Source organism: Pseudomonas sp. BF-RE-25, from assembly GCF_019956105.1.
GTDB classification, from domain to species: Bacteria; Pseudomonadota; Gammaproteobacteria; order Pseudomonadales; family Pseudomonadaceae; genus Aquipseudomonas; species Aquipseudomonas migulae.
The window spans coordinates 88,440-98,739 of the sequence record NZ_JAHBDB010000015.1 but is presented as its reverse complement, the minus strand read 5'-3'; the positions used below and the strand labels follow the sequence as shown (position 1 = coordinate 98,739).

Below are 10,300 nucleotides of genomic sequence, written 5' to 3'. Positions count from 1 at the left end.
GAGCCAGGTCGGCTTTCAGGCCGCCTCGGCGGCTGTGGCGGTAGTCGCCCCCTCGAGAGGCCGAGCGCAGGTTCTGCGCAGTGGGCAACCCGGCATGGATGCCGGGTTAGCCGCCCCCGGCCATGGATGGCCGATGGCGGCGGGCCCACGGAGCAGGACCGGAGCGAGGGCATGCCGAGCCACAGCGAGGCACCGAACGAAAGGGGCAAAAGCGCTTTGGTTACTTTCGCGCTTTTCGAAAGTGACTCGCCGTAAGGGCGAAACCATTAGTAGCCGTTACCGCAGCAACGGATATGTACACCCTTCCCAAATCCAACTCCGCCGCAAACTAAAAAACCGCGGCTCAGTTATTGCGCAACAGCACGTAAGCCTCACCACCATTACGGTCATGCTGAAGAATGAAGTTTGCGCCCTGCAGGCTAACCTTCGACGGCACACGATCCGCCACCGCTGTCTGCGAATAAGGCTGCACAGCGCTCAGCAATTGTCGGGTCAGGCTGCTGTCGGACTGGCTCGGGGTCGTGACTACGCACTCTTTCGCAGACAACTGCACCGCAAGGTTTTTGTCAGCCGTGAAGCCGATACGGGTAAAGCCCATATCCTGCAGATCATCGATACCGTAACGCTTGGCTGCTTCGGCCGAACCGGCGAACGATGGCGCAGTCTTCAGGCAGATGTCGGTGAAAGCTTCAATGGCCTTGGACTTGACGGGAATCGGAGCATTCGGGGTTGATGCAGCGCAACCGGCGAGCAAGAGAAGGCTGGACAAGACGAGCTTGCGAAACAACGAATTGGACATGACGCAGGGATCCTTCCATTTGAATACGGCGCGCAACCATCGGGTCGCGTGCCACTTAAGCAGGTGGGCCCGAATGGTAAAACAAGCCCGACCTCCACCGCGAGAGGATTAGCGCCGAGGCCCTTCTCATTCAGCATCGGCAATGAGTCAAGACGATCTGCATCGGACTCAATACGTTCAGAACCCAATAGCGCGGCATCAAAGGCAACACTGTCTCCACTCCCAACGCACACCGAGTTGTGTTGTGAAAGGTATCGCCACCCCACTATTGGAAGCCTGACTCATGAAAACCTTAAGCATCGAGAACTACAAAACCAATGCCGCCTCTGGAAAATCATCGCTCGGGAGCAAAACCACAGCGATTGGAACTTACGGAGCGTACTTTGCCCTCGCCGTGATCTACTTCTGGTTCGGTGGCATGAAATTCACTCACTACGAAGCGCAAGGCCTGGTTCCGCTGGTGAGCAACAGCCCTTTCCTGGGTTGGGTCTACAACATTTTCAGCGTCGATACCTTCTCCAGTTTACTCGGCGTCCTGGAAGTCTCGATCGGTGCTCTTATTACAGGTCGACTGTTGTCACCCAAGCTTTCATTGATCGGTGGCGCGTTGTCAGCCGGGCTGTTTTTCACGACGTTGAGCTTTATGTTGTCGACACCAGGAGTGATCGAACCCAGCCTCGGTTTCCCGGCCATTTCGGTTGCACCGGGCCAGTTTCTCCTGAAAGACATCGGGTTGCTTGCCGCGTCCATCTTCGTGGCCGGCCATTCTTTAACCGCGCTGGAAAACCGCTGAATCGATGATCCTTCTCTTGGGATGGCCTGAAGCAATTCGATGTTTTCAGGCCATGCCCCATCAAGAAAGTCTGTCCCCCTCTCCCGCCAAATCTTTCAGCCAGTCCCGAGGGCTGTAGCCCGTCTTGCGACGAAACGCGCGAGCAAGTGCCGAAGGACTTTCATAACCGACTTCCGCGGCGATCAGCGTAATCGGCCGCCCTTCACGCAATCGCTTCTGCGCCAGGCTGATACGCCAGCTCAACAGATAGTCCGCCGGTGTCTGCCCTATAACGGCCCGAAAATGCACGGCATAGGCCGCACGCGACATGTTCGACTCGCTCGCCAGTTCCGCCACCGACCAGGCTCGGTGAGGTGCGTTATGCATTTGCACCAGCGAGCGCGCCAGTCGCGAATCCGCGAGCCCGGCCATCATGCCGGTACGCAGTTGGTGATGATCGAGCAGATGTCGAAACAGCAGGATGATCAGTAATTCGAACAAGCGATCCAGCGCCGCTTCCCTGCCGCAATGTCCGGCTGCCGCCTCAACGAACATCCATCGCAGCGTATCGGCCAGCAGCGGTAACTCTTCCAGGGACAGCACCAGGCAATCGGGTAACGAGGCAGACAATGGGTTATCGACCCCGCCCTCAAACTCCATTGACGCACACAGGAGTTGAGCGCCCTCGGGCTCACCGGCGAACAGTTGATGCCGGCTTGGGCGTGGCAGAAAAATCAGACTGGGTTGCGTCAGGAGCACGTCCTTACGGTCGCCGCCTCGCAAAGTGACGGTACCGGCCTGCAGCAGGTGAATATGACCACGCTGGTCGGCGCCATCGTACGACGCCATACCGCACAGCCTGCCGTTGTAAAACAGATGTGCGCGTACGCCGAACTGCGAAAACAACGTAGACAGGCGATCCATGGGCATTCTCTTGGAGTGGTACAGACCGGAGGTCTTTGACTGGGTGTATATCCATTCCTGCGGTAACGGCGGCTATTGGTTCCGCCCTTACGGCGGGTCACTTGGAGAAGCGCCAAGTAACCAAGCGCCCGCGCCCCTGACGTACGGTGGCTCGCTAAGGCTCGCCATGCCCTCGCTCCGGTCCTGCTCCGTGGGCCCGCCGCCATCGGCCATCCATGGCCGGGGGCGGCTAACCCGGCATCCATGCCGGGTTGCCCACTACGCAGAACCTCCACTCGGCCTTCCGACGGGGCAGATCAAAATCAAAAGCCAAGCAAAAGCCAAAGCGAGGCGGCCTGCCAACCGACCTGGCTCATAGATCGTACGCATTCCCCTGTAGGAGCCGGCTTGCCGGCGATGGTCGGCAACGATAACGCGGGCTGTCTGAATAAACGCGTTGCCCCGACGTTTTTCGCCGGCAAGCCGGCTCCTACAGGGATCGCGTACGCTTTTGATTTTTACCACTCATCAGGCCGAGCGTTAGCTCGCCTTCAGCTTTTGATCTTGAGGTACACGCCCCCTCGAGAGGCCGAGCGCAGGTTCTGCGCAGTGGGCAACCCCGCAAGGATGCCGGGTTAGCCGCCCCCGGCCATGGATGGCCGATGGCGGCGGGCCCACGGAGCAGGACCGGAGCGAGGGCATGCCGAGCCTAGGCGAGGCACCGAACGAAAGGGGCAAGAGCCCTTGGTTACTTGGGGCTTCTCCAAGTGACTCGCCGTAAGGGCGAAACCGCCAGCCGCCATCACCGCAGCAACGGATATGCCCCCACCCAATCCCAAAAACCCTCCCAACCCTAAGTGTGATGAATCTCCCGATCCTTGGTTTCCGGCAAAAAGAACGTCCCAAGAATAGCCGTCATCACCGCAATCACGATCGGATACCAAAGCCCGTAGTAGATATCCCCCGTGGCCGCGACCATGGCAAACGCAACCGTCGGCAGGAAGCCGCCAAACCAGCCATTGCCAATGTGGTACGGCAACGACATCGAGGTGTAGCGGATGCGCGCGGGGAACAGTTCCACCAGCCACGCCGCGATCGGGCCATAGACCATGGTCACGTAGATCACCAGGATGGTCAGCAGCAACAACACCATCGGGTAATTGGTCTTCGCCGGATCCGCCTTCTCAGGGTAACCGGCGTCCTTTAGCGAGGTGCCAAGGGTAGCGACGAAGGCATCGTTGCGGGTCTTGAAGTCGGCGGCCGGCATGCCGGTGCCCTCGAAGCTCTCGACCACTTTGCCGCCAATGCGAACCTGCGCAACGGTGCCCGGCTCGGCTTTTTCGTTGATGTAGGGGATGGCTTTCTTCGCCAGTACCGTCTTGGCAAGGTCACAGGAACTGGTGAATTTGGCTTTGCCCACCGGGTCGAACTGGAACGAACACTGGTCTGGATCAGCGACCACCGTGACCGGGTTTTTCGCCTGTGCCGCGAACACGTCGGGGTTACCGTACTGGGTCAACGCATGGAAGATCGGGAAGTAAGTCACCGCCGCGAGAATACAACCGGCCATGATGATGCCCTTGCGGCCGATGCGGTCGGACAGGCTGCCGAATATCACGAAGAACGGCGTGCCGATCAGCAGCGAACCGGCGATCAGCAGGTTGGCGGTCTGCGGGTCGATCTTGAGCATTTGCAGGAGGAAGAACAGCGCATAGAACTGTCCGGTGTACCAGACAACAGCCTGGCCGGCAGTACCACCGAGCAGCGCCATGATCACAATTTTGAGGTTTTCCCAACGGGCGAAGGATTCGGTCAGCGGCGCTTTGGACGACTTGCCCTCGGCCTTCATTTTCAGGAACACCGGCGATTCGCTGAGTTGCAGGCGGATGTACACCGAGATGATCAGCAGCAGGATCGACAGCAGGAACGGAATCCGCCAGCCCCAGGCCTCGAACGCTTCCGTACCGAGAACGGTGCGGCACGCAAGGATCACCAACAGCGACAGGAACAGACCGAGGGTCGCGGTGGTTTGAATCCACGAAGTGAAATAACCGCGCTTGCCCTTCGGCGCATGCTCCGCGACGTAGGTCGCCGCCCCGCCGTACTCACCACCCAACGCCAGGCCTTGCAGCAGTCGCAAGGTGATCAGGATGATCGGCGCCGCGACGCCGATGGTCGCGTAGCCGGGCAGAAACCCGACGATGGCGGTGGAGATACCCATAATGACAATGGTGATCAGGAAGGTGTGCTTGCGTCCGATCATGTCGCCCAGTCGCCCAAACACAATCGCGCCGAAAGGCCGCACGGCAAACCCCGCAGCGAACGCGAGCAGCGCGAAGATGAAGGCGGTTGTCTCGTTGACGCCGGCAAAGAAGTGCTTGGCGATGATCGCGGCGAGAGAGCCGTAAAGGTAGAAGTCGTACCATTCGAACACGGTGCCCAGGGACGAGGCGAAGATGACCTTGCGCTCCTCCCTGGTGATCCCGTGGTTGGGCACGTTGCCCGTGGTGGTGGTGTCGATTGCGGCCATGAGTCTTCTCCGTCTTGCTCTTGTTGTAGGCCGGAGCACCTCACTAGCATCGTCGCACCCAGGCCCTGGGGCTGAAGTCATCGGACTACGGAATGCACAAAGCCTGGCAACAGGCTGACCGCCTCACATCACTGCAAGGTTTCATGAAGCATAATCACCTTCGTGCAGATATCCACTCGCCAGCCTGCAAACCCTCAAATACGCGGAGAACCCGCCATGAATCAGCGCAAAACCGGCTACGCCCCCGTCAACGGCCTGCGGATCTATTTCGAGATTCACGGCGCAGCGCACCCCACGCGACCGCCCCTCGTCCTGCTGCATGGCGGCGGCGACACCCTTGAAACCTCATTCGGTCAGATCCTGCCGGTGCTGGCGGCTGAGCGTCAGGTCATTGCCATTGAACAACAGGGTTATGGGCACACAGCGGACATCGTCGACCGTCCGTTCAGCTTCGAGCAATCCGCGGACGACACGGCGGGCTTGCTCGCGTATCTGCACATCGGGCGAGCGGACCTGTTCGGTTTCAGCAATGGCGGCACCATCGCCTTGCAGGTGGCGATCAGGCATCCGGATGTTGTGCGCAAGATCGTGGCGGCGTCGGCGCTGGTCAATCGCGACGGTGCCTATCCATGGCTCTGGGAAGCGATGGCCAACGCCACGCTGGAGAACATGCCGCCAGAGTTGCAGGAGGCGTACCTCAAGGTCGCGCCGCAGCCCGGCAATCTGCGGCTGATGCATGACAAGGCAGCCCGGCGCATGCGCGATTTCAAGGACATCCCCGACGACGATATCCGCCGCATCACCGCGCCGACATTGGTGGTGGTCGGCGACGCCGACGTCATCCGTCCCGAACATGCCGTGCAGATGTTCCGGCGCCTGGCACACGCGCAGCTTGCCGTGCTCCCCGGCACCGATCACATGCAGGTGACCACGCGCACCGAATGGCTGGTGCCGATGATCGACGCGTTTCTCGATGCCTGAAAACGGGCGTCGTGACGCCCGTTTTCAGAGGGCTCAGCCCTGACAGCAGCGCGCCCCGACACGGCAAAAACAGGAGGCGGTGATTTCCACATCGGCCCGCGCCATGGCCAGATCGAGGCGGGTTCGCGCCGCCGCGGCTTCGGCGTCCCGCCCCAAGCGTTTCAGGCATTCCACATAACCGTGGAGGCTCCAGACATTGTCCAGATGCCAGGACGCACGGCTCAGCGTGTCGTCCAGCCCCAGATCGGCCCGGTAGGCCTGCAAGGCTTCTTCCACCCGCCCCTGCTCCAGCAGCAGCGCACCCAGCGCGTGTCGCACCGGTTGCATCCAGCCCCATGGCTCGTCGTACGGCAAGTTGTCGTCCAGTGACTGCGCCTCGCGCAGGTGAGCGAACGCGCTGTCGTAGTTGCCTTTTCGGTACTCGATTTCCCCGTGCAGCATGGCGCCGGCCACCGCCAGGATGTCGGTGCATTGATTATTGAAGAGGTAACGCGTTGGCGGCACGCGGGTCAGCGCATTGATGAACAGCCGTTGTTCGGCTTGCGCGGCGGCGATATGCCCGTTGACCGCGTGCGCCACGCCTCTGGCGTAATGCAGCATCGCGGTGGTCACGCAGTACAGTTCCTGGTCATTGGGCAATGGAGTGGCGAGGATGTCCTGCCATTTGCCGAAGCGGATCTGCACATGGACCTTCATTGACACGAAGCTTTCCAGCCAGTCGGCCATGGGCGGTTGTTCGACGCGCAGCAGTTCTTCCTTGATGGTCGACATCAGCTCGATGGCGGCGTCCAGCGCCGGTTGGTATTGCCCGAGGAACATCGCCGAGTAGAGTTTGAAGTGGTAGTTGTGGCATCGATACAGGGTGTAGAAGTTGAGCGGCCCTTCCCGCTCCAGGAATTTGCGGTCGGCCAGGATCGCTTGGCTATTGGTGTTCATGGCCCCACGGTAATCGCCGCAGAGCACGTCGATGTGCGACGGCATGTGGCGCAGGTGCCCGGCGTCCGGCACTAGGTCGCGCAGAACATCGGCGGCGCGCAACGCTCGTTCGGGATGGGGTGACATTTCCAGGGTGTGGACGTACATGTGCAGCACGCCGGGGTGCGGCGCACCGCCCAGTGCCTGCTCCAGCACAGCCAGCGCTTCGAGGGTGTCGGCACCCGGCGCGGGTTCACCGGTTTTCAGATCCCACAGCAGCCAGGGTGTGCGGTCAATCAAGGCTTCGGCAAACAGCGCCGCCACATCGGGATCGTCGGGAAAGGCTTTATAGACATCGCGCATCGACGCCGCGTAGGCATCGTTCCAGGTGAATAGTTGTTCAACACTGTCGGCAGCGTCGGCCTGATAGCGTTGCTCAAGCGCCCGGATCAGCGCTTGTTCCACCGGTTTGGCACCGTCGCAATGCGCCAGCGCAGTACGCGTCGCCAGTCGGGCCTGGGCGACGGCGTCTTTCAACTCCTGTTCGATAAACGCGTCCCAGCGCTTGTTGTAGTTGGGGCCGCTGGCATAGGCGATTCCCCAGTAGGCCATCGCGCAATCGTGGTCGTGTTCGATCGCCTTGCGGAAACAGCGGATGGATTCATCGTGGTTGTAGCCGTAGCACCACAATAATCCGCGGTCGAACCAAAGCTGAGCCTGTGGCGAATGAGTCGTTACGGGGCGGCTGTAGGTGCCCAAATCGTAATAGTCGTGCATCGGTTTACCCTCTCGATCAGAGCCTGGAACCTCGCAGAAAATGCCTCACGGCCTGACTTGCCGGAGACCGTCGATAGTTCGGGAGATCCAGCATACCCCGGCTGTTCCAGCCGGGCGGTGCAGCCGACGACAGGCTGGCGCCATGGAGTTTTGAGGACATTTTTCACCTGCCCCCCCTGTAGGAGCCAGCTTGCTGGCGATGGTGTGTCAGTCGACATTTCCTTAGCTGACACTCCATCGCCAGCAAGCTGGCTCCTACAAGGGGATGCGGTAGTGAGCAGGCATGCGCCCAAACGCCCTTTCGCATCAATTGCAAACCATTGCCGGCGTCGATAGTCACCATCAACTCAATGAAGTTCTCTTAAAAATTGTGCGGCGTACCATCAGCTCCATACCAAACAACTACACCCCGGAGCACACCACCATGAAACGCCAACTCTTCCTCAGCATCGCTTTCTCGGTTTTTGCAGTTAACGCTTTTGCCGCTTCTTCTGCTCACCCGGTTGTCGCTGAAGGCGGCTCGGATCGTCTGATTGAAAGTCGTGTGGCTGAGGGTGGTTCCGATCGTTTGATCGAGAATCGTGTGGCTGAAGGTGGTTCCGACCGTCTGATCGAAAACCGCGTTGCCGAAGGTGGCTCCGATCGCCTGATCGAAAACCGCGTTGCCGAAGGTGGTTCCGACCGCCTGATCGAAAACCGTGTTGCCGAAGGTGGTTCCGACCGTCTGATCGAAAGCCGCGCTGTATGAATGAATTGCCCTACCGCGGTACTCAAAAAGAAGCCCGGCCTGACCCGCCGGGCTTTTTCGTGCACAAATAAAATCAGCTCCCCCTTAATGCCACTGGCACACCTGTGATACATAGCTCCTGATTGCGAGTCCCGTATCCAATGAGGTTGCCCATGTTTTTCTCCCCACGCCTGCTGCTGACCTGCGCCCTGTCCGGTTTACTCGCTTGCGGCGCACAAGCCGGCACGCCCTCCCCGGCGCCCGCCAGTTTGCAACCGCTGCTGGTGACGATAAACGAACGCCTGAACATTGCTGATCTGGTGGCGCTGACCAAATGGGACAGCCACAAACCGATCCAGGACAGCGCCCGGGAAGCGCAAGTCATCGACAACGCCAGGAAGCAGGCGGGTTCGCGCAAACTCGACCCGGACGAGGTCGCCGAGTTGCTCGCGGCGCAGATAGAAGCCAGCAAACTGGTGCAATACGGACTGCTCGCGCAATGGCAAGCGGCAGGCAACGCGCCTGATGTGCCGCGGCCGGACCTTGCCAATCAAATCCGGCCACAACTGGATGAGCTGCAAAACCGCCTGTTGCAGCACTACGCCGATTTCGCGCCCTATCGCAAAGACCCGAACTGCGCCCAGTGGCTGGCCAAAGAGCGGTCGGCGCTGATCAAGGATGGCCTGCATGGCCAGGCATTGATCCGCGCCACCGGGGATTTGTGCATCATCGGTCGATGAGTCACCTGCCGTCTGCCAGTGCGCTCAAGGCTGGCGACTGCTGACACTCTGCGCGCCCTTCTCGAACATCGCTTCGAAACGAGGTTTGTTGGCGGCGTAATAAGCGGCGACGGCCTGGTCGGAAGAGCTTTGGCGCGCCTGCATCATCAACGCTTCGAGATCAGCCTGAGGGATCGAGTAGTGGGCGAAGAAGTACGCCACTTCCGGATACTCCTGGCTGAAGCCCTTGCGCGCCATGGCGTGAATCTGCTCGGCGCCGCCAAAGATCTTCTTGGGATCATCCAGATAGCGCAGCGGATATTTGGAGAACATCCAGTGCGGACTCCAGGCATTCACCAACGACCATTTGCCGCGTTTGAGGTTACGGTCCAACTCGTTGAGCATGCCGGATTCCGATGAAGCCACCAGCTTGTAACCGTCGAGCTTGTACTCCTCGATGGCCTTGACCGTGAGCTTGTACTGGCCGTTGCCGACCTCGGACGTGAGGATCTTGCCGTCGAGCTTTTCCCTGACCTGCGGTTTGTTCAGGTCCTCTACGCTCGCCACTTCGCTGATCGGCACCGAAGTCGGCACCGTCATGCCGATACGTCCTTCATAGAGCACGCCGAGGTCCTCGAGCCGATCCTTGTATTTGTCGTAGAACGCCTTGTGGGTACTCGGCAGCCAGACCATCGGGATGAGGTCGATATTGCCGTTGGCCAGGGCCTGGAACTGAATGCCGATGTCGGCCATCACCAGTTTCACCGGTTGTTTTAGATGTTCCTGCAACGCGGTGGTGGCGAGCTTGACGGTGATTTCGGTGTCGGACCAGTTGACCCAGCCAATGCGCACGGGTTGCTGTTCCGCCGCCTGAGTCAGCGCCGCGTGGGTTCCAAGCGCCAGTCCGAACAGGCAGGCACAGGCTGTTTTTCGATACGAATGAGCGTTCATCAGGCGTCTTCCTATTTTACGGTGATAGGCAGGTTGTCTTCGTTTGAACGGCCTTACGGTCGTGAACAGTGCAGTCTTCGCTGCTTCGAATTCGGGCAGCACAGCCCTTCTCCACCGAATCCCTCGCAATCCTTTTTCACATCGTGCCAGGCACGACTGTCCGGTAGCTCCTCTGCACCCTTTCGAGCCTGATCTTATCGGTGACTTTTGTGTTGCGCAAGAAAAA

9 protein-coding genes are annotated in these 10,300 nt (G+C 59.8%); 4 read left to right on the top strand and 5 right to left on the bottom strand.

Features of this window, described 5'->3' with window-relative positions; all coding sequences use genetic code 11:
• Nucleotides 1–343: 343 nt before the first annotated feature.
• Nucleotides 344–799, bottom strand: a complete 456-nt coding sequence (locus KGB24_RS09030; RefSeq protein WP_223414050.1) for a hypothetical protein — start codon at nt 797–799, stop codon at nt 344–346.
• 283 nt (nt 800–1,082) lie between these two features.
• Between KGB24_RS09030 and KGB24_RS09025 the strand changes: the two genes are divergently transcribed.
• Nucleotides 1,083–1,592 (top strand): YkgB family protein, encoded by a 510-nt coding sequence (locus KGB24_RS09025; protein ID WP_223414049.1) that lies wholly within the window; start codon nt 1,083–1,085, stop codon nt 1,590–1,592.
• 60 nt (nt 1,593–1,652) lie between these two features.
• Here the strand turns inward: KGB24_RS09025 and KGB24_RS09020 are convergent, their stop codons facing one another.
• The gene (locus tag KGB24_RS09020; RefSeq protein WP_223414048.1) at nt 1,653–2,495 is read right to left on the bottom strand and encodes a helix-turn-helix transcriptional regulator; all 843 of its coding nucleotides are present in this window, start codon (nt 2,493–2,495) and stop codon (nt 1,653–1,655) included.
• 832 nt (nt 2,496–3,327) lie between these two features.
• Nucleotides 3,328–5,004: an MFS transporter gene (locus tag KGB24_RS09015; RefSeq protein ID WP_223415692.1), complete on the bottom strand. Its 1,677-nt coding sequence runs from the start codon at nt 5,002–5,004 to the stop codon at nt 3,328–3,330.
• A gap of 216 nt (nt 5,005–5,220) precedes the next feature.
• Between KGB24_RS09015 and KGB24_RS09010 the strand changes: the two genes are divergently transcribed.
• On the top strand, nt 5,221–5,985 hold the full coding sequence (locus KGB24_RS09010) for an alpha/beta fold hydrolase (RefSeq protein ID WP_223415691.1): 765 nt from the start codon (nt 5,221–5,223) through the stop codon (nt 5,983–5,985).
• 33 nt (nt 5,986–6,018) lie between these two features.
• Here the strand turns inward: KGB24_RS09010 and KGB24_RS09005 are convergent, their stop codons facing one another.
• Nucleotides 6,019–7,677, bottom strand: a complete 1,659-nt coding sequence (locus KGB24_RS09005) for a tetratricopeptide repeat protein (RefSeq protein WP_223415690.1) — start codon at nt 7,675–7,677, stop codon at nt 6,019–6,021.
• A gap of 424 nt (nt 7,678–8,101) precedes the next feature.
• On the opposite strand from KGB24_RS09005, the gene KGB24_RS09000 reads away from it, so the two are divergent.
• Both KGB24_RS09000 and KGB24_RS08995 read left to right on the top strand, forming a co-directional pair.
• Nucleotides 8,102–8,425: a hypothetical protein gene (locus tag KGB24_RS09000; RefSeq protein ID WP_223415689.1), complete on the top strand. Its 324-nt coding sequence runs from the start codon at nt 8,102–8,104 to the stop codon at nt 8,423–8,425.
• Nucleotides 8,426–8,577: 152 nt separating this feature from the next.
• Nucleotides 8,578–9,144, top strand: coding sequence for a chorismate mutase (locus KGB24_RS08995; RefSeq protein ID WP_223415688.1), 567 nt, complete (start codon nt 8,578–8,580; stop codon nt 9,142–9,144).
• Nucleotides 9,145–9,168: 24 nt separating this feature from the next.
• Here KGB24_RS08995 and KGB24_RS08990 read toward each other — a convergent pair whose 3' ends face one another.
• The gene (locus KGB24_RS08990; RefSeq protein WP_008033329.1) at nt 9,169–10,074 is read right to left on the bottom strand and encodes a glycine betaine ABC transporter substrate-binding protein; all 906 of its coding nucleotides are present in this window, start codon (nt 10,072–10,074) and stop codon (nt 9,169–9,171) included.
• Nucleotides 10,075–10,300: the final 226 nt, after the last annotated feature.